This is a genomic window from Edaphobacter dinghuensis, assembly GCF_014640335.1.
Taxonomy (GTDB): domain Bacteria; phylum Acidobacteriota; class Terriglobia; order Terriglobales; family Acidobacteriaceae; genus Edaphobacter; species Edaphobacter dinghuensis.
The window spans coordinates 913,691-939,014 of record NZ_BMGT01000003.1 but is presented as its reverse complement, the minus strand read 5'-3'; the positions used below and the strand labels follow the sequence as shown (position 1 = coordinate 939,014).

Below are 25,324 nucleotides of genomic sequence, written 5' to 3'. Positions count from 1 at the left end.
AGGAAACCATCATGTTTCTTGGAGTAGACGTCGGAACCGGTGGCACCCGGGCAATCCTCATCGACCGTAACGGCAAAGTTATCGCCTCAAGCAGCGCGGAACACAAGCCCATTCATTCCGAACACATCGGCTGGGCCGAACAGGATCCCAACGACTGGTGGCGGGCCGCCCGCGAAGCCATCGCCGGAGCCATGGCCGAAAGCGAACTCGCAGGCAGCGAAATTGAAGCCATCGGCCTGACCGGCCAGATGCACGGCTGCGTCATGCTCGACGCCAATGGCGAGGTTCTTCGCCCGGCACTGATCTGGTGCGACCAGCGTACTCAGCCCCAATGCGACTGGCTTACGGAAAAAATCGGCTTCGAACGCCTGATCGAACTAACCGCCAATCCGGCCCTGCCGAATTTCACCCTTACCAAACTACTCTGGGTCCGCGATCACCAGCCCGAGATCTTTGCCCGCATTGCCCATGTACTCTGTCCCAAGGATTACGTCCGTTACCGCCTCACCGGCGAGCTCGCGATGGACATGCAGGAGGCCAGCGGCACACTTCTGCTTGACGTGGCCCACCGCCGCTGGTCTGCTGAAGTGGCTGAAGCTGCCGGGATTCCCTTGCAGTGGCTTCCCCGTCTCTTCGAAGGCCCCGAGATCTGCGCCCACATCTCCGACGCGGGGGCCGCTGCCACAGGTCTGGCCACAGGCACGCCCGTAGCTGCCGGAGCCGGCGATCAAGGTGCCGGAGCGGTTGGAATGGGCATCCTCGCGCCCGGCTCGGTCTCCGCCACTATCGGCACCAGCGGAGTCGTTTTTGCCGCCACCGACACTCCCACGAAAGACCGCCTCGGCCGCCTGCACACCTTCTGCCACGCTGCCCCTAACCGCTGGCACGTCATGGGAGTGACCAATGGCGCCGGTCTCAGCTTGCGTTACTTCCGCGATACCTTCGCCGCTGCCAGCAGCTACGACACGCTCAGCGCACTTGCCGCAAACGTTCCCGCCGCCAGCGACGGCCTGCTTTGGGCACCCTATCTCTTTGGCGAGCGCACACCGCATCTCGACCCCAACGCTCGCGCCGCATTTGTCGGGATCACGGCCAGCCACACCCAGGCCCACTTCGTCCGCGCTGTATTGGAGGGTGTAGCCATGAGCCTGCGCGACACCTTTACTCTCTTTCAAGAGCTGCACATTCCGGTCGAGAGCATCCGCCTCGGCGGGGGAGGAGCACGAGGCCCGCTCTGGCGGCAGATTCAGGCCGACGTCTACGGCCAGCCGGTGGAGCTGCTCGAAGCCGAAGAGGGCGGAGCCTTTGGAGCGGCTCTCCTCGCCGGAACCGGCGTCAACGCATGGCCCAGCGTTGAGGCGGCCTGTGCTTCCACAATTCGCATCGCTCAGACCATCGCTCCGCAGAACGCCGCCGCAATGAACGAAGCCTATCGGCAATACCGTAAGGTCTATCCGGCCCTGCGCTCGTTGGCCGACTAACGCTCCAAATGCAGCTTGCTGACATTCCGGATCGTATCCGGGTCACCCGGCTTCAGCTCCAACACCTTCTTGTAAAACGGCAGCGCGACCTCATCCTGGCCGCGCTGCTGAAACATCACCGCCAGGTCGAAGTAAGGTGTCGCGTCGTCAGGCTTGTTTTTGATCGCCGTCTGGAAGCACTGAATCGCCTCGTCGATCCGCCCCGTATCGGCCAGCAATGCGCCCAGATCGGTATAAGCCTCGCCCTGCGACGGGTCGAGCGCAATCGCCTTACGTAACTGAACCTCGGCTCCCTGCTTGTCGCCCATGCGCTGTAAAGCCTCGCCCAGGTCGATCACCGTCTCCTTGTCGGTGGGATTGAGAGCCAGCGCCCGTTCAAAGTAATTCACTGCATCCCGAGTCTCGCCGAGTTGTATATAGACATCTCCTAGCCCTGCGAGCGCCCGCGTATAGCGAGGCTGTAGCTTTACCGCCTGCCCGTAGAGCTTCGCCGCGCTCAGCACATCGCCGCTTCGCCGGAACTCCAACCCCAGGTTATAGAGTAGTACTGGACTCCTCGGCGTTGCCTCCAGCGAGCTCGCATAGAGCCCCGCCGGGCTTTGCCAGTTCAGCACCCGTGCCCATGTCCGCCACGCTCCCCATATCATCCAGATTGCAAGTAAGCCCACAGCAATCCGCCGCCAGCGACCGCTTAGCCCCAACACCAATGCAACAGCAGCCAGCGCCAGCCCGGCAGCAGCCAGATACTCGAACCGCTCCGCCATCCCCTGATAGATCGTGACAAAGCCACAAAACGGCAGCAACGCAATCACCACCCAGGCGAGTCCCGCGGAAACAGCCGGCTCTCGTTTCCGCAGCAGAGCAATCGCGGCGATCAGCGCCACCAGCCCCAGCCAGCCTGCAATTGTTCCCAGCGAAGCTGCATTGGCGGGCATCGAGGTCGACCGCTCCACACTCATATGCACGGGCAGAACCATCCATTGCATATAGCGCCAGAACGCCAGCCCCACGGCCCACAAGGCGGCACCGGTCCCCCCGGAGCCTGTTTTGACCGCCTCTCTTAGAGCGATATCGATCAGCCCGGATAGGATCGATGCAGCCACCAGCCCACCTGCCAGCCTGCGCGACAGCCGGTTGGTCGCATAGGCCACCAGCAGCGCCAGCGGAAGAACGAGCACGCCCTCTTCATGGCTCAGCAGCGCGGCCAGCGAAGCGGCAAAGTATCCTGCTAGCAGAAGTCGTGATTTGCCTTCGCGCAGAAAGCCATTTGCAGCCAACAACGCCAGCAGCACAAAGAAGGTGCAGAGCACATAGCCCCGTGCACTGATCCAAGTCACCGCCTCGGTATTGATCGGAAGCCCCAGCCAAAGCAGCGCCGCTATTGCGGCAGCCCAAGGTGCGACCCGCAGCCGCCGTAGCAGCAAAAATGCGAGCACTCCATTGAGCCAGTGCAGGACAAGGTTCGTAAGATGAAATCCGCTGGCGTGCAAGCCCCATATCCAGCGGTCGAGCGCAAGACTCATCCAATAAAGTGGTCGATAGGTCGCGCTTCCCGCGCCGCCAATCTCGCTGTTGAACGAGACGGGGGCCAGCCAGAACCGATGAAAGGTCAACCGCAACGAGGTCAGCGCTGGGTTATTGACGATCTGGTCCACGTCGTCATAAACGAAGGGAGCGCTCAGCGCCTTCCAGTAAAGTGCGAGCACCCACACCGCACCCGCAACAGCAAAGACGATCCCTTGATGCGCAAAGCACCAATCGGAGAGAGTGCTCCAGCGCGATACGCGGCTCTGCGGTACGGGTCGTTTTGTTCTGGAGGAAGATCTCAAAAAATACGCCGCCGTGAGCCTAAGAATCCCGCGCCATCATTGGCATCCCAAATACCGATCATGCGCCAACAAGCCACAGACCCATCCTATCAATCACAGGCATATTCCAAAGATGGCTCCGTGCCTTTGGCCTACACCATCCACTATGAAACACTGGTGCACAACCAATCAAGGAGAGCAGCAATGTCAGATATAGGAGTTGCAGTCATCGGTTTCGGCCTCGCCGGACGCGTCTTCCATGCCCCCTTCGTCCACGCCGTCCCCGGCCTCAGGCTCGAAGCCATTGTGCAGCGCCGCGGCGATGAAGCCGCCAAGGCCTATCCCGAAACCCGCATCCTCCGCTCCGTCGAAGAGGCCCTTGCCGATCCGTCCGTTCAGCTCATCGTTGTTGGCACGCCTAACGAAACTCACTTCACGCTCGCCAAGCAGGCCCTCGAAGCCGGTAAACACGTCGTCATCGACAAACCCTTCGCTGCCACCAGCGCCGAAGCTCTCGAGTTGATTGATCTCGCCAAGTCCCGCAACCTCGTTCTTGCCCCATACCATAACCGCCGCTGGGACGGTGACTTCCTTACTGTCCGCAAGTTGGTCGACCAGAAAGCCGTGGGCAGACTCGTCACCTTCGAGTCCCACTTCGACCGCTTCCGTCCGCTGCCTCGCGAGGCGACGTGGAAGGAGTCTGGAAATGCAGCCAACGGCATGCTCTTTGATCTCGGACCTCATCTCGTCGATCAGACATTGGCCCTCTTCGGCGCGCCCCAAGCCATCACCGCCAGCGTTCGCAAAGATCGTGACTTAACCGAGATCGAGGATGCCTTCGACATCACTCTGCACTATCCCAGGTTGCTCGCCCACTGCCGAGCCAGCATGCTGGCCTGCGATGCCGCTCCGCGCTTTCTGCTCCACGGCACCCATGGCAGCTTCAAGAAGTACGGTCTCGATCCGCAGGAGCCAGCCCTCCTTGGAGGAGCTAAAGTGCCACGCATGGGCGATGCCAAAGTATGGCTCAACGAGCCAGAGTCCGAATGGGGAGTTCTGACTGTAGCTCCCAACCCAGCCGACCCCACCACGCTGACTCGCACCCCCGTCAGGACCGAGACCGGAGATTATCGCAACTACTACGCCAACGTACGCGACGCCATCAATGACAAGGCAAAGCTAGCGGTCCAGCCCGAAGACGCCTACCGCGTCATCAAGCTGCTCGAAATGGCACGGGAAAGCTCTGCTCAGGCGCGTACTCTCGCCGTAAGCTTCTAACCCTATAGATAACAAACGGCCCCATCTTCACCATATGAAGATGGGGCCGTTGTTGCTTGTTGCGTTCAGGATCAGCAGGACTGTCCATAGGTCGCCGAAGCCCCATGTTTCCTGAAGTAGTGCCGATCCAGAAGAGCCTGTGAAACGCCCTTGCAATCAGCCTGCAAAGTCAACGTGCGGTATGCCATCCGCGCCACGGCCTCCAACACCACTGCATTATGCGCCGCGTCGTGCGGCGTTTTGCCCCAGACAAAGGGAGCATGACCGGCCACCAGGCAGGCAGGCACGGCCAGCGGATCGATCCCTTTAAAGCGATTGACGATGGCCAGTCCGGTCTCGTGCACGTACCGTCCGCCGATTGCCTTGTCAGTAAGCTCTTCCGTCACCGGAACCGATCCATAGAAGTAGTCGGCGTGCGTCGTTCCGAGTGCCGGGATCGCCATTCCTGCCTGGGCAAAGCTGGTAGCGTACTCCGAGTGGGTGTGCACGACCGCTCCAATATCGGCAAACTCGCGATAGAGGAGAGTATGCGTATCGAGATCCGAGGAGGGACGCAGTGTTCCCTCAACGATCTTGCCGTTCAGGTCGGTCACCACCATATGCTCCGGTCGGAGCTCGTCATAGTCGACGCCGGAGGGCTTAATCACGACTAGTCCCTGCTTGCGGTCCACACCGCTGGCATTGCCGAACGTATAGAGGACAAGCCCTCGTCGCACCAGCTCCAGATTGGCCTCAAGCACCGATTTCCGCAATTCTTCAAGCAACATAAACATCCTCTTTCTAAGCAATTCCGCACAATGGCCTGCAATTATTCCAGAATATCCGAAACACTTTGGAAAGCGCTTTCCCTTGATAAAGTAAGTCTATGAGCATCGAGCAAAATAAGGTCATGAACCTGGAGCAAGAAGTGAACGTCCAGCCCCTTCCCCGCGGCTTCAAATGGGGTGCAGTTAAAGCCGGCATCAAAGCCAGTGGAAAGCTGGACGTAGCTGTAGCGATTGCCCCCAAAACCGCAAATGCGGCAGTAATGTACACAAAAAATCAGGTCGTTGCGGCTCCGGTCACCGTAGGTCGCCGACATCTCCAAGTTACCGGTGGAAGAGTCGCAGCCGTTCTGGTCAATGCAGGCAACGCCAACTGCGCCACCGGACAGGCCGGCATCGATACCTGCGTGCAGACATGTGTCGCCGCCGCCGAGACATTTCATTGCATCTTCGACGAAGTTATTCCCTCCTCGACCGGCATCATCGGCGTTCCCTTTCCAGCCGAAAAAGTAATCGCGGCTCTGCCCGCCGTCGAAGCTGCGCTGGGCGATACCCCGGCACACGCTGAACTGTTTGCTCAGGCCATCATGACGACCGACACGCGTATGAAGATAGCTCGCGCAGTCGTTACCATCGACGGAGCCGAGGTCAATATCTTCGGCGCAGCAAAGGGTGCGGGCATGATTCATCCCCAACTCGGTGCCCCGATCGGTCCACCGCATGCCACCATGCTGGTGTATCTCTTCACCGATCTGTCGGCTTCGACCGAAGAGCTGAATAAACTTCTGGCTCCGGCCGTGGAGCAGAGCTTTAACTGTATCTCCATCGACGGCGACACCTCGACAAACGACACCGTTCTACTGCTGGCCAGCGGAGATACCCGGACCAGGCTCAACGAACAGACCACAGAGCCCTTTGCCAACGCGCTCAACCAGGTGTGCTATTCCCTGGCTCACCAGATCGTCGATGACGGTGAGGGCGTAGGTCATGTCGTAACGCTGCACATTACTGGAGCCCGCACACCGGTGGAGGCAAAGCAGGTTGCCAAGGCAATCGCCCACTCTCCGCTCTGCAAGACTGCCTGGTCAAGCGCAGATCCCAACTGGGGCCGTCTGCTGGCAGCCGCCGGGTACAGCGGTGCAACATTTAATCCAGAGAAGGTGAACATCAGGATCGGGACGCAGCCGGTTTTCGAGCTTGGGATGCGAACACCTCATTTCGATGAAGCCGCCGCCCATACGACCATGCAGCAGCGTGAATACACCATCACGTTGGACCTCGGGCAAGGCAACTCCGAGTGCAGGTTTATTACGTGTGATCTTACTGCGGAGTATGTGCGGATCAATGCCGACTACTCCACATAGAACTTGTTTCTGTAACCCAATCTTCTGCGGTCGATTATCAACTCGCATTCATTGATTTTCCTTTGAAAAACGGAACCTTAGTGACGTTTTTACCCGAAGACGACTATCCTAGAAGCAGTGCATTTGGAGCGCTGATCTACAACCCCGGCAACTGGGGATATAAGGATTGCTTATGACGATGAAACTTGAAACTCCGGCCCAGATTGATTTTTCCGAAGAAGTGTCCGAGTGGATTGAGGCGTTTGACGATGTCATTGCCAATGACTGGGAACAGGGCGCCGAACTTCTCGAAACCCTCCGGCAAAGAGCGCAGCAGGCCGGGGTGCCGACGTCGAGTGAGCTGACGACGCGTTATCTGAACACCATTGCCAAGCACGATGAGGTCCCCTATCCGGGAGACCGAGCGCTCGAGCGCCGTGTCGAAGCGCTAATTCGCTGGAACGCAATGGCAATGGTACACGGTCAGAATAAAAAGGACGCCGGCATCGGCGGTCACATCTCGACGTACTCATCGCTTGCTACCTTGCTTGAGGTCGGCTTCAATCATTTCTTCCGCGCCAAGTATGGAGACCAACCGGGAGACTTCGTCTACTTCCAGGGTCACGCATCACCCGGAGTTTATGCTCGTGCTTACCTCGAAGGCAGGCTCGATGATAGCCACCTCAAAAATTTCCGCCACGAACTGCGCGAAACGCCGGGTCTGAGCTCCTATCCGCACCCTTGGCTGATGCCCAACTTCTGGAACTTCCCTACGGTGTCCATGGGAATCGGCCCGCTGAATGCCATCTACCAGGCGCGCTTCATGCGCTATCTCGAGCATCGCGGCCTCATTCAGCCGACTGAGCGCAAGGTCTGGGCCTTTGTCGGCGACGGCGAGACCGATGAGGTCGACACCCTGGGAGCGATTGCCGTTGCTGCCCGTGAAAATCTGGACAACCTCATCTTTGTGGTGAACTGCAACCTGCAGCGACTCGATGGCCCTGTGCGCGGCAACAAGCGCATCATCGACGAGCTCGAAGGACACTTCCGCGGCGCAGGCTGGAACGTCATCAAGGTGATCTGGGGCTCTGATTGGGACGCGCTCTTTGAGCGCGACCATACGGGTCTGTTGCTGCGACGAATGGAAGAGTGCGTAGATGGAGACTTCCAGACGTTCAAGGCCAAGGATGGTGCTTATCTGCGTGAAAACTTCTTTGGCAAGTATCCGGAACTGCTTGAGCTGGTACGCGATCTAACCGATGAGCAGCTTGAGCGTCTACATCGCGGCGGTCATGATCCGGCGAAGATCTACAACGCCTACAAGCGGGCGATCGAGCACAAGGGCGGCCCGACCGTCATTCTTGCAAAGACTGTAAAGGGTTATGGCATGGGCTCGTCGCAGGCCCGCAATGCCACACACAACGAGAAGAAGATGGTCGATTCCGAGCTGGCTGCCTTTGTGAAGCGGTTCGACATTCCCATTCCCGAAGAGGCAGCATCGCACGGAACGCCCTATCGCCCAGCACAAGATGCTCCCGAGATCGTATATATGCAGCAGCGACGCCAAGAGCTAGGCGGATATCTGCCCAAGCGCGAGGTACCGAAACTGGATTTCATCGCGCCGGGACTGGATTATTTTGCCGAGTGGACCGGAGGCTCCAATAAGCGTGCCGTCTCGACCACGATGGGCTTTGTAAGCATTCTTCGCCATCTGCTGAAAGACCCGAAGATCGGCAAGCTTATCGTGCCCATCCTGCCTGATGAAGGCCGCACCTTTGGCATGGAGTCAGCAATCCGACAGGTTGGCATCTATGCGCCCGAGGGCCAGAAGTATAGCCCCCACGATGCCGACATGCTGCTCTACTACCGCGAAGCGCAGGACGGGCAGATTCTCGAAGAAGGCATTACCGAAGCCGGTTCCATGGCTTCATTTACTGCGGCAGGCACGGCATACGCAAACTACAAAATTCCGGCCATCCCCTTCTACATGTACTACTCAATGTTCGGATTTCAACGTATCGGAGACATGGTCTGGGCCTTTGCCGACTCGCGCGGCAAGGGCTTCCTGATGGGAGGCACAGCAGGACGCACCACCATGCTTGGCGAGGGACTACAGCACCAGGATGGGCACAGCATCGTTCTGGCAAGCACTGTCCCCACCTGCGTTACCTACGACCCGGCATTCGTTTACGAGCTTGCCGTTGTGGTGCAGGATGGCATTCGCCGGATGTACGAGAAGGGCGAAGACATTTTCTACTACATCACGATGTACAACGAAGACTATGCCATGCCCGCTATGCCGGAGGGCGTCACCGAAGGCATTCTGCGTGGCCTCTATAAGCTGAAGCCGGCGATCGAAGGCGAGGCAGTTGCACAGCTTTTCGGCAGCGGAACGATTCTGAACGAAGTTCTTCGTGCGCAGGAGATCCTGTCGACGAAGTACGGCGTACAGACCAATGTTTGGAGCGTCACCAGCTATAACGAGCTACGTCGCGACTCCTTGGCGGTAGAGCGCTGGAACCGTCTCCATCCGACCGAGAAGGAGCGCCAGAGCTACCTGCAAACAACGCTCGCAGGAACACACGGGCCCATCATCGCGGCCAGCGATTATATGAAGGTTGTGCCTGACCAGCTGTCACCGTGGCTGACAAACAGACTTGTATCGTTGGGGACTGACGGCTTTGGCCGCAGCGACAATCGTGAGCATCTCCGCAGCCACTTTGAGGTAAACGCGGAGTCCATCGTCGGGGCAACTCTTTCGAAGCTCTCCCGCGAGGGCAAGTTCAAGCCTAAGCAAGCACAAAAGGCATTGGCAGAGCTCGGTCTCAATGTTGAGGGCGACGATCCTTCAAAAGCCTAGCTTGCGATCGCAGGAAGCTTAACTCAAACGAGGGTTCCTCATGGAGCCCTCGTTTTATAGAAGTGCAGCAGTAATGGGAGATCTGGCTTGAGCGAAACAGCGCCGCACGAAAATCCACTGGTTCCCAACAAAAAACTCCGACAAATTTACACCGTGATGGCTCAGGCCAGATTACTGAATGAGCATATCGCCAAAGCACAGCGAAAGATAAAAAAACAGCGACTGTCCTCTGCATCTGGAGAGGAGGCGTGCCGCGTGGCCACAGCTATCGAGCTAAGACAGGGCGATCTTGTCAGCGACGCTCGCATGTGCGCGACCATGGATCTTCTCTTCGGCGCTCCGCTCCGTCCCCTTCTTAGTCATATCGCTAAGGTAATCTCCAACGCGCAAATCGAAAATGCGATATCGACCGAATCAACCATTGTGACACGCCAACTACCTTGGGTTGAGGATGCAGAGGACCGTCTGAATATGGCGATGGGAGCAGCGCTCACTCTCAAGAGCCAGAAGCAAAATAATATTGTGATGGCTTACGCTTATTATGCGGAGCTGCCAAAACGATCCTGGAAACAACTTCTTACGCTGACGGCAAAGCTAAATTTGCCAATCATCTTTGTCATTCTCCCTGAAGCAAGCGGCAAAGGTGAAGCCACAAATATCTGTGCAAAGGCACGGGCAGTTGGAATTCCGGGAATTCCTGTAGACGCAAGCGATGCCATCGCGCTGTATCGCGTGGCACAGGAGTCGATTGGCCGGTCTCGTGGTGAAGATGGCCCGGTATTGATCGAATGCATTTCTTGCAACGCAGAGCAACGAAGCAACGAAATTAATGATCCTATCTTTTACATGAAAAATTTTTTGACAGGACGAAACATTGCCAGCAAAGACTGGGTAAATCATGTCAGCGATTCGTTTCGCAAAAAGCTGGCAGCAGCAAAGCATTCATAAACGTTCCTTGCTTCCCTCACCTGCCTGCACAGCAAACTCCAGAGGCTGAGACGATACACTGGAGATAACGATTCAAATAGAAAAGTTTGAGGTGCAAGTGCGCAAAAAAGCCTACCTTCCCATTGCGGTTCTTGTCGCCTGTGCAGGCTCGACGATGTTTGCACAGACATCGACATCCCCATCGCAGTCCGCGCCGGCGGCATTGCCGGCTTATGCACCGCAAAGTCAGACTGCAACTCAGGCGATTCCATCACCTCAGAAGACCGATCAGCCCGCTGTACCACCCGCAACAGCCACACCCGAGAATCCCTTCACCGCTTATGTTCCTTATGGGCCGCTAGATGAAGATAAGTTGCCGGATCGTTACGGATCAACCTACATTCCGGTAGATAGTTGGGTCTATCCAGCTATGACCCGGCTTTACTCCATGGGATTTCTCGACACCATGTTTCTGGGCATGCGTCCATGGACGCGCCGTAGCGCGCTCCACATGCTTCAGGATTCAAAATACGACATCATCCACAGCGATAACGAAGAGGCGCAAGACATTTTGGCGAAGCTCCTGACCGAGTTCGACGCCGAGGTTCCCTCTGGCTACACCGCGCGTGGAGCCATTTATGGGATCGAATCCACCTACACACGCTTTATGGGAATTGGTGGAACACCCTTGCGTGATAGCTATCACCTGGGCCAGACCATCAATAACGACTACGGACGCCCCTACCAATCGGGCTTCAATAACATCACTGGCTTTTCAACCGTGAATGAATGGGGACCGTTCTCGCTCTACTTGCGCGGCGAATACCAGCATGCTCCATCGGCAGCGGGATATTCCAACGCACTCGCAACCCAGCTATCAGCCATTGATACCATCGTTCCCTATGCTCCACCCAACGAGCCTCAGGCTACAATTCCCGCTGGCCCTATCCAGGCACAAAATCCTTTTCGCTTAGTAGAAGGCGCTCTCTCCATTCATCTGCTTGGACATGAGATATCGGCTGGAAAGACCGATGCTTGGCTTGGGCCTGCCGCTGGCGGCGCCCTGGCCTGGTCCAACAATGCGGAGAACATCTATTCATTCCGGGTCAACAGAGTTGAACCGCTGAATATATTTTTACTGTCGAAGCTTCTTGGCCCCATGCGGTACGATTTTTTCATTGGCAGTCTCAAGGGACATACATCACCGAATAGCCCCTGGGTACATTCCGAGATGTTTTCTTTTCGTCCAACAGTAAACTTTGAGTTTGGCTTCCAACGGACGATCATCTTTGGCGGAGAAGGTCACGCCCCTGTCACACTGCATACTTTTCTCAAAGGCTTCTTCGACACCAGCGATACATCTTCAGAAGAGAAGCATTCTCGCAATGATCCGGGGGCTCGTTACAGTGACTTCAATTTCTCTTACCGTCTCCCCTTCGTCAGAAAGTATGCCACCCTATATATCGACTCGATTGCGCATGACGACGTAACCCCAGTTAGCGCTCCTCGACGTGCTGCTTACCGTACTGGCCTCTATATCTCCCAGTTTCCCAAGTTTCACAAACTGGACCTGAGATTAGAGGGCGTCACAACTGATCCCGGGGTATCGAGAAGTTTCGCAGGACAGTTCAACTATTTCGAAACGATTCAAGTCCAGGGATATACGAACAAGGGATACATCATGGGCGACTGGATTGGCCGTGAGGCAAAAGGTGGGCAAGCATGGATAACTTACCACCTCTCCGGTAACGAATCGGTGCAACTGGAATATCTCAATAAGAAGACACCAAAGGACTTCATTCCAGGTGGAACGACACAGAACCAGTTCAAAGTCAGCGTAGTGAAAAGATTCGGACAAGATCTGGAGCTCAATGGATGGGTGCAGTATGAAGGATGGAAAGCTCCCATCTATAAGTCTGGTCTGCAGAAGGACACTACGGCTGCGGTACAGTTCACATGGTTTCCGAAATTACATAGCTATCCTCAGCCCTGAGGGTTGATAAGCAAAAGAGCCCAGCCAATTGGCTGGGCTCTTTTACCTAAGTATTCGTCAATCGAATGTAATCACTTTACGCAATCTTTGAAATACTGCAGTGAATTCTCCAAGCCCTGGCGAAGACTTACCTTCGGTTCCCAGCCGAGAAGTGTTTTGGCTTTAGTGATATCAGGACGCCGTCGAGTTGGATCGTCCTGCGGCAGAGGCTTCGAGATGATCTCTGTCTTCGCGCCGGTAACAGCCAGCACCTCTTGCGCACACTCCAGGATCGTCCACTCATCAGGATTTCCAATATTGACCGGAAGATGCTCCTCCGAATCGGCAAGAAGAACAATCCCCTCGATAAGGTCGGAGACATAGCAGAAGCTGCGTGTCTGCGAACCGTCGCCGTAGATAGTGAGCGGCTCACCACGGAGCGCCTGCGCCATGAAATTCGAGATCACACGACCATCATTGACCTGAAGACGTGGACCATACGTATTGAAGATGCGAACGAGGTGAGTATTGACGCCGTAATAGCGGTGATAGGCCATTACAACTGCCTCAGAAAAGCGCTTGGCTTCATCGTAGACAGACCGTGGCCCAATCGGATTCACGTTTCCCCAGTATGTCTCAACCTGGGGATGCACCAGCGGATCGCCATAGCACTCAGAGGTTGAGGCGTGAAGATACCCGGCATCATATTTTTTCGCCAAGTCTAGCGTATTGATCGTACCTGTCGAGCCTACAAAAAGTGTCTCAACACCAAGCCGCGTGTAATCAATAGGGCTTGCGGGCGAAGCAAAGTTAAAGATGAAATCTACTTTTCCAGGATCAAATGCATTACAAATATCCTGCTCTATAAAACTAAATTTTGATTCTGCTGCAAGATGTTTGAGGTTATTTGTATTTCCCGTGCATAGGTTATCTACACCTATGACAGTATTTCCCTTAGCCAGCAATGCATCACAGAGATGTGAGCCTAAAAACCCGGCGGCTCCAGTGACTAAAATTCTTTGAGGCATTAATCTTTGTTACCTTTCTTTAGCTGGTAGCGACCTTTGGCCGATCTAAGACTTATGTTTTGTCAAAGAGCCAATTGGTTACTTGGCTGCAAGAACAGCTTCCCTCATAGGATTCGAAGCTGGCCGTCCAATGCTGAGGTAGGTGAATCCATGCTGAGCAACGACATGGGGATCATAGAGATTACGACCATCGATGATGATCGGATAGCGCATAATCTTGTTCAAGCGGTCGAGATCCAGAGAAGCGAACTCCGGCCAGTCTGTCAGGATCAATAGTGCATCGCTATCCTGCGCTGCCTCGTAGGCGCTGTTCACGTACTTGAGATGCGAAGTAGCAGGAAGCACATCCTGAGTGCGTTTCATAGCGGCAGGATCAAAGGCCGTGACCGAGCACCCCTCGCCAAGCAACATCTCAACCAGATCGATCGCCGGCGATTCACGGATATCATCGGTCTCCCCTTTGAAGGCCAGACCAAGTACACCAATCCGCTTAGTACGCAGCGTCCACAAAGCCGAACGGACCTTTGCCAGGAAACGCTTCTTCTGTTGCACATTAATTTTTTCAACTTCGCTCAAGAGATTGAAGTCGATGCCCATCTGCTCTGCCACAGAACGGAAGGCTGCCACATCTTTGGGGAAGCAGGAACCTCCATAACCAATACCCGGGCGAAGGAACTTCGGCCCAATACGACTATCCAGTCCCATACCCAGAGCAACCTGTTCGACATTGGCATCCGTAGCCTCGCACAGATTCGAAACGGCATTGATAAACGAGATCTTCAATGCGAGAAAAGCATTTGAAGCATGCTTAATAATCTCGGCGCTCTTCGTTGAAGTAAGCAGCAAAGGCGGCGGCTCGGTGGGGCCGCACGGACCTTCAATCGCATTTGGCAGCTTATAGTATTCTCCGCTCGTCAATGGAGCATAGATCTCCTGCAACAATGCTGCTGCCTTGTCGCTATCAGCCCCCACAACAATCCGATCCGGATGAAGAAAATCGGCAACGGCAGTACCTTCGCGCAGAAACTCAGGATTCGAAACAACATCAAACAGGTTACGATCGACTCCGTTGCGCTCGATCGCACGCCGCACCCACTCGTTGGTATAGACGGGAACGGTGCTCTTCTCGACGATCACCTTGTATCCATTAATAGAACGAGCGATCTCACAGGCAACCGCCTCGACATAGGAAAGATCCGCATCGCCGGTCTCGCTCTGAGGTGTTCCTACCGCAATAAAGATAGCCTCACACTCGCGAGTGGCCTCCCCCAGATCCGACATAAAACGAATTTTCGTATTACGGTAACGTTCGAGAAGCTCTGGAAGGTGGTTCTCGTGAATAAGAGTATCGCCCCCCTGCAAAGCTGCAACCTTGCGATCGTCGTTATCGACACAAATAACGGTATGTCCCATCTCTGCAAAGCAAACGGCGGCAACCAGGCCAACATATCCCGATCCGACAACGGCAATTTGAATGTTTTTATCCATAATTCGATGAAATATCCCTCATATTCAATAATATCTGGTCTTAGTGAGTTTTGGATGAATTGGCAGCTACTAGGGATGGCCCCTTCTCATTTGTCAAGAATTAGTTCATTTATTTGTCAGAATTAGTTTGTCTATTTATAGAAAGTAAGTAATCCATCTTCCTTACGGAAGTCACACTCTAGTAGACTACAGGGAATGTCTTTCCAAAATACGCAGCCTTCGCCCGGCGGAGACATCACGGGAAATGCATCCCCCGCGTTCAGCACAGCCGCCGCTGACAACACATTGTCCGAAGCGCTCCTTACGCTTAAGAAGCGGCGCTGGATCGTCATCGTAGCCATGCTGGTTGGCCTAATCTATGGTGTCTACAAGGCAAAGACCCAGCCAAAACTGTATAGCGCCTTTGGACAGATCCAGGTCAGGTCTGGCTCCTCTAATGAGTTTCGCCTGGATGCAGCACAGGCAATCACTGGGGGAACCGACACTGCTTCAAAGATGCTGACCGAGATCCAGATCCTTAAGAGCGATTCATTGCTCTTGACCGTAGCTCGTGAGATGGATCTGGCAAACAATTCAACCTTTCTTGACGCTAAAGGTCCGGTAACGCACCGCTCGCTCGATGACCCGGCTGTACGTCAGGCCACTGTCGACAGACTGCAAACCAATCTCCGTGTCGTACTCGTTCCGAAGACAGAGATTATCAACATCAGCTATAGCAGCCTGGACGCCAAGCTTGCCGCAGACATCGTAAATAAGGTCATCTCTGCCTATATTCAACGAAGCTACGAAACAAGATTTGCATCTACCCAACGAGTTTCGCAATGGCTCTCCAGTCAATTGGACGACTTGAAGCAGCAGGTCGAAACGTCTCAGGAACAGATGATGGATCTCCAGCGTCGCCTGGGCATCCTTGGGTTTGATCCAAGTCATAATCAAATTGCTACTTCATTGGAGGATCTTTCCAAAGCTGCGGGCGACGCAAAGCTTGCACGGATTATTGCCGAAGCGCGATACCGCGTTCTTAGTGGAATGGACCCGGATACGATGGAAAGTTCCATCGATGCGTTACCAGGCGGAGCTGCTGTAGAACTTAATCAGCTCAGAACGCAGCTTGCCGAAGCCAAAGCAAATTATGCCCAGCTAGAAGCAACACTGGGACCAAATCATCCTCAAGCCAAATCTGTTAAAGCGCAGATCACGGAACTAAGCAGCGAAGTAGCCAAAGAGCAAAATCGCCTTCTGGTACAAGCGAAGGAAAACTTCGTTGTAGCTCGCGCCAATGAAAATCAGACCAATGCCGCCCTTGAATCACAGAAGGCAGACGCATATAAGTTGCGCGACGATCTGATCGAATACACCTTGCGGCAGCGCGAGTACGAAGCGAACCGCACCCTCTACGAAGGGCTGCTGCAAAAGCTCCGCACCGCTGGTGTTGAGGCCGGTCTCGAATCGATGGAGATCGACATTGTCGATCAGGCTTTACCTCCAGCCAGTCCCACACTCCGCTCCTCATCGAAGATCGTTATGGTTGGTGTCATCTTCGGACTGATTGGCGGAATTATCATCGCCTTCCTGCTGGATAGCCTGGACACCGGTCTGCGCACCATCACTGAAGTTGAAAATGTTACGGAGCTTCCCTCTCTTGCAGTCATTCCACGGGCACGTCGCACTTCTGTGGAGCAGGGAGCTTCGCTAACGACAGCTCAAAAGAATCTCATTGTGCTGTCGCAATCGAAGTCGCAGTTCTCCGAGTCCTTCCGTGCGCTGCGAACATCGCTCCTTCTGTCCACTGCTGGACATCCTCCCAAATTTATTTTGCTTACGAGTGCGACTCCTTCTGAGGGCAAGACCACTCTTTCTACAAATCTAGCGTGCATCCTGGCCCAGGGAGATGCGCGAGTTCTTCTGATCGATGCGGACCTTCGTCGCCCCAGCGTTCATCATCGTTTCGGGATGAGCGGAAAGGTTGGATTGACAACCGTTCTTACCGGAGCGAGCACACTTGAAAACGCAGCGCAGAACGTTTCCGAAGTTCCAAATCTGGACGTTCTACCTGCCGGTCCCATGCCACCCTTCCCAACGGAGATGCTTAGCTCGCAGGCAATGGATTCCCTGCTGCAGCACTGCGGCGAGATCTATACCCATGTGCTTATCGATACGCCTCCGATCCTGTCTGTCACGGACGGCGTCATCCTCGCACGGCACTCGGATGCAGTAGTGCTGGTTGTTCGTCATGGCAAATCAAGCAAGCACATCGTGCGCCGTGCCCGCGACCTTCTGGTACGCTCCGGTGCTCCGATCACCGGTATTGTGCTCAATGCAGTCGATTTAAATTCTCCTGACTACTACGGCTACTATGGGTATTCAGGCTACTCCTACTCCAGTGCCGACTCTGGAAGCTGGGAACCTCAAGGTGCGTCCGAGGGGAAAACTCGCGGATCTCGGGAGGCTGAATAATGAGCAGGCAGAATCCTTTTAATCTAATAAGCCACAATCGAGTATCGCTGCGATCTGGCATTCTGAGTCTTCGCCTTCTGACTATCATTGCCATGGCCGCCCTGTGTCTTTATATCCCTACGGCAAACGCACAATTTAGTGGTCCCGCCGTGAGTATGTCCGAATCGGCTAGCCCAACAGCTGCCCCAACTACCGATCCGGCGATTCTGTATCCAGCCGGTCGCGATGTCTTCTTGCGGCAAGGCGACCTCATAACGGTGCGCCTCTACGGCACAATGGACTACACGCCTTCTGTGCGGATAAGCCTGGATGGCACAGTCCAGCTACCGCTGATAGGGCGCCTGCATGTCGAAGGCTTGACCGTGCATCAAGCAGAAAGCCTGATTGCAACCCGCTTAAAGGCCGCTGGCATGTATCGCGACCCACAGGTAACAATTGAGATTGCCGAGGCACCTGGCCAGTCGGTCACTTTCACCGGAGAAGTTCACGGCGTCGTGCCCGTACAAGGTCAAAGACGACTATTGGATGTTCTGTCTGCAGCAGGTGGATTGCCTCCAACGGCAAGTCACATTATCACGATCGACAGACCGGGAAATCCCCAGCCAATCGTGATCGACCTGGGAACCGATCCCGCCAAAAGCGCCAACGGAAATGTACCTGTTTTTCCTGGCGATACCATCGTTGTTCCTCGCGTTGGCGTTGTCTATCTCCTCGGAGCGTTCAAAATCGAGGGTGCCATTCCAATACAACAGAATGCACCTTTAACTCTCATGCAGGCAGCTTCTTTGGGAGGTGGTGTCGGATTTCAGGGCAAGCTGAATGACCTGCGGATTATTCGGACAGAAGGCCTTACACGCAAGGTTGTCGATGTCGATATCAAAAAAGTGCTAAATGGAAAAGCTCCCGACCCGGTATTACAGGCAAATGATATCGTCCTCTTGCCGACCAGCCAGATGAAGGCAGCCATCAAGGGTGGTGGGGCTGGCGTTTTGATAGGTCTGGGTACGCTGTTACTCTACGCAACTCGTCCGTAGTCGGTTAGATGAATATCGCTACTCGTGTAAGCGCTTCACAAAAATAGGCAATCTTATAACTGCGGCCAACGGCCAAGGCGACGATATGACCCAAAAAGTAAAACTTGCTTATCTTGTAAGCCATCCGATTCAATATCAGGCGCCATTATTGCGACGAATTGCGCAAGAGCCTGACATCGAATTGACTGTATTATTCGGCTCCGACTTTTCTGTTCGCGGCTATAAAGATCAGGGCTTTGGAGGAGTGGGAGTAAAGTGGGATGTCCCTCTTCTAGATGGATATCGTCATGAATTCCTGCCCTCATTCCGCGATAATGCCACGATAGGGATAGCTCGCCCACTCAGCTACGGCATCTTCGAACGTTTGCGCGGAGGCAAGGATCAACAGCCCTTCGATGTAGTTTGGGTTCATGGATATTCCACCGTCAACGCACTACACGGAATATTAGCTGCCAAATCTTTGGGAATACCGGTGCTGCTTCGTGCTGAGTCATGGCTTCGAGACCGAGAGCGCAGCGGCTCCAAGCTGATAGCAAAAAAACTTTTCTTCAAGCTCCTCAAGCAGTTTATCGATGGAGTTCTTCCGATCGGAACACTGAACTCTGCTTATTGGCACTATTACTTTGGAGATGATTTCCCGCAATACCTGGTGCCTTACGCTGTCGACAACGATTATTTTCAAAAGCGCAGCCACGAGGCGCGGCCACATCGTGAGCAACTGCAAAAGGAACTCAATCTGGATCCAACCAGACCTGTCATTCTCTTTGCCTCAAAGCTGCAAACGCGCAAGCGCTGCGAAGATCTTCTCGAAGCCTATAAGAGACTCGCTCCAGCCCCAGGGGTCGAACCACATCCTTATTTCGTCATTGTTGGAGACGGAGAAGAACGGGCCACGCTCGAGAGGAAAGCAGCCGAGAGCGGACTGAGCGGAATTCGTTTTTGCGGGTTTAGGAACCAGTCAGAGCTGCCTCGCTTCTTCGATATTGCAACAGTATTTGTTCTTCCCTCCCGTCATGAACCTTGGGGACTCATCGTGAACGAGGTGATGAATGCTGGACGCGCCGTCATCCTCTCCGACGACTGTGGCTGCCAGCCAGACCTTATCACAGACGGCGTTGAAGGCTGTGTCTTTCCAGCCGGTGACGTTGATGCTCTCACCGCTGCTCTTCGCAGAGCACTGGCGACGCCAGAGACGGCGGTTCAGATGGGACAACGAGGGCTCGAACGAATCAGCAACTGGAGTTTCGAACAGGATATCCAAAGTCTGCGTCAGGCGATTGCATGCACGACGCATAAGATAATCGCCTGACCTCACTGCAACGCACTCCTTTTATAAAGGAGTGCTACTTATGCTCCACAATAAGTGTGAATACTGATGCGTATCCTTCACATCATGGGAACTCTGGATCCTGCCGCCGGCGGCCCCTCGCAGTCGGTTCGGGTGCTGATGAGCTATGCCTCCATCGGCTACGTCGGCGAAGTCGTAACATTCGATGACCCCGGTTCGCCCTGGCTGAAAACCCTTATATTCCCTGTTCATCCGCTTGGCCCTGTCGGCTCTACCTACGGCTACAACAACCGACTCGTTCCCTGGATCAAGGCCAACCGGCATCGTTTTGACGGCATCATTGTGAATGGTCTGTGGCAATACTGTGGGCTGGCCGCGAGGCGCGCACTCGCCGGAACGAATACTCCATATATGGTATTCACTCACGGCATGCTGGACCCCTACTTCAAGCACGCCTTTCCGCTGAAGCACGCAAAAAAATGGCCCTATTGGCTGCTGTCTGAGTATTGGAATCTACGAGGAGCGTATCGGGTTCTCTTCACCTCAGAGGCAGAGAAGCACCTTGCCGAGCAGAGCTTCTGGCTGCATCGTTGGAATCCTTATGTGGTACCTTACGGCGCCAAGGGACCCGCGGGCGATCCGCAGGCAATGAAACAGATCTTCTTCAACCAGTGCCCGCAGGTAAAGGACAAGCGCTATCTTCTTTTCCTGGGTCGAATCCATCGTAAAAAAGGTTGCGATTTATTGGTCGAAGCCTTTGCAAAGGTAGCTGCCACCGATCCCCAACTTCACTTGGTGATGGCCGGCCCCGACCAGCAACAATGGAGCGCTGAATTACAGCAAACTGCCGCCAGCGCCGGTATTGCAGATCGCATCCACTGGCCGGGCATGGCCACCGGCGATGCAAAGTGGGGAGCCTTCTACGGCGCCGAGGCTTTCATCCTGCCATCTCACCAAGAGAACTTCGGGATTGCCGTTGCAGAAGCGATGGCGTGCGGTACTCCCGTACTACTATCCGACAAGGTAAACATCGCTGAAGAGATCGCAGCGGACGGCGCAGGATTCATGGAGCAGGATACTCTCGACGGAACGCTGCGCCTGCTGCAACGCTGGATTGCAACATCACCGCAGGACCGGCAGCAAATGGCAGATCAGGCATTGCGCAGCTTCAATCAGCGTTACGATATGCAACAAACGGCAAAGACCATCATCCGCTTATTTGAAGCGGCAATCCAACGTTCGTAAGATCGCAAAGACGATGTCCAGGCAGATTCACTACAACGCGAACGATCACATCTCGGCGGAGACCGCGGCCGACCCCTATCTTCGTCCCGCCTTTTCCACTGGCAATCGGATACGCCGCGTCATTTGGAATATCTGCTGGGTCATTCTCTATCGAACATCACCTAGGCCCTTCCATGCTTGGCGTTCGTTTCTCCTCCGTTCCTTCGGAGCGGCCATGGGACCAAACTGCCACTTCTATCCGAAATCGAAGGTATGGGCACCGTGGAACCTGATCTGTGCCGATCAGGTAACTGCCGCGGATGGCGTTGAGATTTACAATCCCGCACCTATCAACTTCGGCTCGCACGCCATTCTTTCGCAAGATGCCTACATCTGCGGCGCAACGCACGACTATGACGACGCGGCCTTCCCCCTGTTGGCTTACGCCATGGAGTTTGGCGCTTATGCCTGGATTTGCGCCCGCGCCTCAGTTGCACCGGGAGTCAATGTGGGAGAAGGAGCAGTGCTGGGTCTAGGTTCCGTTGCAACAAAGGATCTCGCCCCATGGACGGTCTACGGAGGAACCCCTGCCGTCAAAATTAAAGAGCGAAAAAGGCCCTGAGACACCCTCTTTTAGAAGAAATCTCAGGAGCCCCCAATCTAATCAAAGAATTGTTTTAGGAACGATTTAGCCGCGGAGTTTCGCCAGAAGATCTGTCGGATGAACGGGCTTGGCCAAAATCTCAAACTCGTGGCCCTGAGTACGTGCTTTTTCAAGCAGGTCTGCGGTCGCTGCCTGGCCGGAAAATAATAGAATCTTGCACTTTGGCAGCTTATTCCGCGTAATGATTGCGGCTTCAATGCCGGTCATGCCGGTCATAATGACATCGCTAATGAGCATGTCCGGCTGAAAGCTGTCGAGCGATTCAACCGCCTTCTCGCCACTGAATACAGCACGCGCCTCGAAGCCCGCCTGATTCAGAATGATCGCAAGAGTATTGGCAATCACCTGTTCGTCATCGGCGACAAGTACTCTGGGCTTAGGCGTTGTGGTGGATGTCGGATCTGCCATGCTGTATGTCCTCAAGTCAAAGATTCAACGTTCAGTTGTAAATGCAACTGCATAAGCTTGCTTTTACTTTTTGTATATAAGCTAATGATACGCTGACCGCAGCATTGACACACGAACGAACCGTCTCAATTTAGCGATCAAATTCAATAATATTAGAAAAATTATGCAGCCAGTGATCATACGCGCCGAACAGGTCGAGAAATACTACCCGCAGCCAAGCGAGAACCGTATCCAGGTCATCTCTCCAACCGACCTGTCCATTCCCGCAGGCGAAATCGTCGCGCTTCTCGGCCCCTCCGGCTCGGGAAAATCGACACTGCTGCGCATGTTGACAGGACTCTCTGCTCCCTCAGCAGGCGTCGTCTACTGGCACGAAAAGCCTATCGCCACCGCTGATGTCAACGTCTCCATCGTCTTTCAAAGCTTCGCGCTCTTTCCTTGGCTCACCGTTCTCGAAAACGTCGAAGCTCCTCTCAAAGCACGAGGCATGGATGCCGCCGAAAGGCGCAAACGCAGCCTCAAAATTCTCGACACCGTCGGTCTCGACGGGTTCCAGGCAGCCTATCCCAAAGAACTCTCTGGCGGCATGCGCCAGCGCGTAGGCTTCGCTCGCGCCCTTGTCGTGGAACCGGAGGTCCTCTTCATGGACGAACCATTCTCCGCGCTCGACGTCCTGACCGCCGAGAATCTCCGCAGCGAACTCCTGGAGCTCTGGCAGAAGAAGACCATCCCCACCAAGGCCATCTTTCTCGTCACTCACAATATCGAAGAAGCGGTCTTGCTGGCCGACCGCATCATCGTTCTTGGCCGCAATCCCGGCCACGTACGCACCGACTTCAGAGTCTCCCTCTCGCACCCGCGCGACCGTAAGACCGCAGCATTTACGCAATTGGTCGACTATATCTACAAAGTTCTTACGCAACCCGAAACCAAGCCACCTGCGTTACCGCGTCCGCTCGACGACAAGCCGTCTCGCAACCAGCGCCAGATGCACTACCAGATGCTGCCGCACGCCCGTCCCGGCGGCATCGCCGGTCTGCTCGAGCTTGTGCTGGACCACGAAGGCAAAGACGATATCTATCGTCTCGCCGACGACCTGGCCTTCGAGATCGACGACCTGTTGCCCATCGTCGATGCTGCTCAATTATTAGGCTTCCTCACCGTAACCGAAGGTGACGCAGCCATCACACCTACTGGCGCCGAGTACGCGAACTCCGAAATCCTTCGCCAGAAGGAACTCTTCCGCACCGCCGCGCTCGAAAACGTGCTTCTCCTCAAACAGATTGTGCGTGCGCTCGAGGCCAAGAGCGATCGCTCCGTTCCCGAAGAGTTCTTCCACGACATGCTCGACGAGCAGTTCAGCGAAGACGAGACCATCATGCAACTCGAGACCGCCATCAACTGGGGTCGTTACGCAGAGCTCTTCGACTTCGATGTATCCCGCAGAAGATTCATCCTCCCCGAAAAGCTGAATGAGGCCGAGCACGAAAGTTCTGCGGAGATCGATGCATGATCAACCTGCCCGACAGCTTCAGCAGCAACCGCAGCCGCGAGATCTTCGCTCGCTCGCAGGTGCTCAAGCGCAGTTGGCCCTTCGTCCTCGACCTGGGCGTCGCGGGCCTCGGCCTTGCCTGCTTCTACGGCGTCATGCAGATTGCGAAGTACTGGTTCGGTCATCCCGAACCAGAGATCGTCATCTCGCTGAGCCCTCGCGCCCTGCCCCAATACGCTTTTTATTCTGTGGTACGCATCGGCCTCGCTTACCTGCTCAGTCTTGTCTTTGCTGTGGGCTACGGCTATGTCGCCGCCTATAGTAAGCGCCTGGAAGCCTTCATGATCGCAGGTCTGGACATCTTGCAATCAATTCCAGTGCTCAGCTTTCTACCCGGCGTTATGCTGGCCATGGTCGCACTCTTCCCTACACGGCAGCTTGGCCTCGAGATGGGCGCAATCGTACTCATCTTTACCGGCCAGGTTTGGAACATGGCCTTCAGCTTTTACTCATCAATCAAGAGCATCCCGCGTGAATTGAGCGAAGCCTCGAAGATCTACAAGTTCTCCCGCTGGCAGCGCTTCATTCAGCTTGAGCTTCCTTACTCCACCATCGGACTGGTGTGGAACTCGATGGTCTCCGTCGCCGGAGGCTGGTTCTTTCTCATGGCGTGCGAGATGTTTGTACTCGGCAAGCACGACTTCCGTCTCCCGGGTCTTGGTTCGTATCTGCAAACCGCAGCGGGCGCAGGAAATGATCGCGCTATCGCCTGGGGCCTGTTCACCATGATCGCCATCATCGTCGCCACTGACCAACTTATCTGGAGACCGGTGATCGCGTGGAGCGACAAGTTCAAGTTCGAGCAGGTAGAGACCACTGCGCGTGTCAGCTCTCCCTTGCTTCACCTGTTCCAGCACTCTCGCGCGATTCGCAATTTGAAACGGCACACCGTCGTGCCGTTGACGGAAGGAGTCTACCGCCATCTCGCGAATGTCCGCAGGGAACGCCTGGCTCGGATGGTGGCCAATGACAACTCTGTTACCTCAGCACGAGGCAAAGTTGCATCTTGGCTGCGCATATTACTTCTGACGCTCGCAGTAGCTGCCATACTTTATGCGGCATGGCAGGCAGTCGGTCTTCTGCGACAAGTGCATCAGGGCCAGTTCGGCGAGATTCTAAAAGGTGCGCTGGCAACCTTCCTCCGGGTAAATCTATCGCTATTTCTGGCTGCCGCATGGACGATTCCCGCGGGAGTCGCCATTGGCTTCAATCCCAGGCTCGCACGCATCGCGCAGCCCCTGGTCCAGGTGGTGGCCTCCATCCCTGCGCCCGCTCTCTTTCCCGTCATCCTGCTCGCTCTCATCAAAATCGGCGGCGGACTCGGCATCGGTTCCGTCGTGTTGATGATGCTTGGAACACAGTGGTACGTGCTGTTCAACGTAATCGCCGGAGCGATGGCCATCCCCTCCGATCTGCGCGAAGTTTCGACCCTCTTCCGTTTCACCACGCTGCAGCGCTGGCGCACCGTCATCCTTCCCGGCATTTTCCCTTATCTGATCACCGGCATGGTAACTGCCTCCGGCGGTGCATGGAACGCGAGCATCATCGCGGAGTACTTCAGCCTCAACAATCACACCTACCAAACCGTTGGCCTGGGCGCAGTCATTAGCGCCGCAACCGACAGCGGCCAATTTCACATTCTGCTACTAGCCACCATCGTCATGGCGCTGATGGTCGTCACCATCAATCGTCTGGTCTGGCGGCCTCTCTACCGGCTCGCCGAGACGCGCTACAAACTCGAAGGCTAA

At 55.1% G+C, this 25,324-nt stretch carries 18 protein-coding genes; 13 read left to right on the top strand and 5 right to left on the bottom strand.

Annotated elements, in window-relative coordinates; genetic code table 11:
• Window positions 1–11 precede the first annotated feature (11 nt).
• Window positions 12–1,481, top strand: a complete 1,470-nt coding sequence (xylB, locus tag IEW09_RS15760) for a xylulokinase (protein WP_188555126.1) — start codon at window positions 12–14, stop codon at window positions 1,479–1,481.
• Here the strand turns inward: xylB and IEW09_RS15755 are convergent.
• Window positions 1,478–3,187 (bottom strand): tetratricopeptide repeat protein, encoded by a 1,710-nt coding sequence (locus IEW09_RS15755; RefSeq protein WP_188555125.1) that lies wholly within the window; start codon window positions 3,185–3,187, stop codon window positions 1,478–1,480. The genes xylB and IEW09_RS15755 overlap by 4 nt on opposite strands.
• A 306-nt stretch (window positions 3,188–3,493) precedes the next feature.
• On the opposite strand from IEW09_RS15755, the gene IEW09_RS15750 reads away from it, so the two are divergent.
• Window positions 3,494–4,567, top strand: coding sequence for a Gfo/Idh/MocA family oxidoreductase (locus IEW09_RS15750; RefSeq protein WP_188555124.1), 1,074 nt, complete (start codon window positions 3,494–3,496; stop codon window positions 4,565–4,567).
• A gap of 71 nt (window positions 4,568–4,638) precedes the next feature.
• On the opposite strand, the gene IEW09_RS15745 is transcribed toward IEW09_RS15750, so the two are convergent.
• Window positions 4,639–5,334 (bottom strand): L-ribulose-5-phosphate 4-epimerase, encoded by a 696-nt coding sequence (locus IEW09_RS15745; protein ID WP_188555123.1) that lies wholly within the window; start codon window positions 5,332–5,334, stop codon window positions 4,639–4,641.
• Window positions 5,335–5,432: 98 nt separating this feature from the next.
• Between IEW09_RS15745 and argJ the strand changes: the two genes are divergently transcribed.
• From argJ to IEW09_RS15725, 4 genes are all read left to right on the top strand, one after another.
• Window positions 5,433–6,695, top strand: a complete 1,263-nt coding sequence (gene argJ / locus IEW09_RS15740) for a bifunctional glutamate N-acetyltransferase/amino-acid acetyltransferase ArgJ (RefSeq protein WP_229739362.1) — start codon at window positions 5,433–5,435, stop codon at window positions 6,693–6,695.
• Between the two features lie 172 nt (window positions 6,696–6,867).
• Window positions 6,868–9,534 carry a pyruvate dehydrogenase (acetyl-transferring), homodimeric type gene (gene aceE, locus IEW09_RS15735; RefSeq protein ID WP_188555122.1) on the top strand — a complete coding sequence of 889 codons (2,667 nt, stop codon included), beginning with the start codon at window positions 6,868–6,870 and terminating at the stop codon, window positions 9,532–9,534.
• Window positions 9,535–9,621: 87 nt separating this feature from the next.
• Window positions 9,622–10,482, top strand: a complete 861-nt coding sequence (locus tag IEW09_RS15730) for a thiamine pyrophosphate-dependent enzyme (RefSeq protein WP_188555121.1) — start codon at window positions 9,622–9,624, stop codon at window positions 10,480–10,482.
• 97 nt (window positions 10,483–10,579) lie between these two features.
• A complete protein-coding gene (locus IEW09_RS15725; RefSeq protein WP_308420562.1) occupies window positions 10,580–12,454 on the top strand; it encodes a capsule assembly Wzi family protein in 1,875 nt (624 codons plus the stop codon).
• A 71-nt stretch (window positions 12,455–12,525) separates the two neighbouring features.
• Here IEW09_RS15725 and IEW09_RS15720 read toward each other — a convergent pair whose 3' ends face one another.
• Together IEW09_RS15720 and IEW09_RS15715 are read right to left on the bottom strand one after the other, a co-directional pair.
• Entirely contained in the window at window positions 12,526–13,461 is a 936-nt protein-coding gene (locus tag IEW09_RS15720) for a UDP-glucuronic acid decarboxylase family protein (protein WP_188555120.1), read from the bottom strand.
• 78 nt (window positions 13,462–13,539) lie between these two features.
• Complete coding sequence (locus IEW09_RS15715; protein ID WP_188555119.1) at window positions 13,540–14,949, bottom strand: UDP-glucose dehydrogenase family protein; 1,410 nt, start codon at window positions 14,947–14,949, stop codon at window positions 13,540–13,542.
• Between the two features lie 195 nt (window positions 14,950–15,144).
• Between IEW09_RS15715 and IEW09_RS15710 the strand changes: the two genes are divergently transcribed.
• From IEW09_RS15710 to IEW09_RS15690, 5 genes are all read left to right on the top strand, one after another.
• A complete protein-coding gene (locus IEW09_RS15710) occupies window positions 15,145–17,406 on the top strand; it encodes a GumC family protein (protein ID WP_188555118.1) in 2,262 nt (753 codons plus the stop codon).
• Window positions 17,406–18,440, top strand: a complete 1,035-nt coding sequence (locus IEW09_RS15705) for a polysaccharide biosynthesis/export family protein (protein ID WP_188555117.1) — start codon at window positions 17,406–17,408, stop codon at window positions 18,438–18,440. The genes IEW09_RS15710 and IEW09_RS15705 overlap by 1 nt, the downstream gene beginning before the upstream one ends.
• A gap of 85 nt (window positions 18,441–18,525) precedes the next feature.
• Window positions 18,526–19,749, top strand: a complete 1,224-nt coding sequence (locus IEW09_RS15700; protein WP_188555116.1) for a glycosyltransferase family 4 protein — start codon at window positions 18,526–18,528, stop codon at window positions 19,747–19,749.
• A gap of 84 nt (window positions 19,750–19,833) precedes the next feature.
• Window positions 19,834–20,973, top strand: coding sequence for a glycosyltransferase (locus IEW09_RS15695; protein WP_229739361.1), 1,140 nt, complete (start codon window positions 19,834–19,836; stop codon window positions 20,971–20,973).
• Window positions 20,974–20,986: 13 nt separating this feature from the next.
• Window positions 20,987–21,574, top strand: a complete 588-nt coding sequence (locus tag IEW09_RS15690; protein WP_188555114.1) for an LbetaH domain-containing protein — start codon at window positions 20,987–20,989, stop codon at window positions 21,572–21,574.
• Between the two features lie 66 nt (window positions 21,575–21,640).
• On the opposite strand, the gene IEW09_RS15685 is transcribed toward IEW09_RS15690, so the two are convergent.
• Window positions 21,641–22,024 (bottom strand): response regulator, encoded by a 384-nt coding sequence (locus IEW09_RS15685; protein ID WP_188555113.1) that lies wholly within the window; start codon window positions 22,022–22,024, stop codon window positions 21,641–21,643.
• Window positions 22,025–22,187: 163 nt separating this feature from the next.
• Between IEW09_RS15685 and IEW09_RS15680 the strand changes: the two genes are divergently transcribed.
• Window positions 22,188–23,537: an ABC transporter ATP-binding protein gene (locus IEW09_RS15680; protein ID WP_188555112.1), complete on the top strand. Its 1,350-nt coding sequence runs from the start codon at window positions 22,188–22,190 to the stop codon at window positions 23,535–23,537.
• On the top strand, window positions 23,534–25,324 hold the full coding sequence (locus tag IEW09_RS15675; protein WP_188555111.1) for an ABC transporter permease: 1,791 nt from the start codon (window positions 23,534–23,536) through the stop codon (window positions 25,322–25,324). The genes IEW09_RS15680 and IEW09_RS15675 overlap by 4 nt, the downstream gene beginning before the upstream one ends.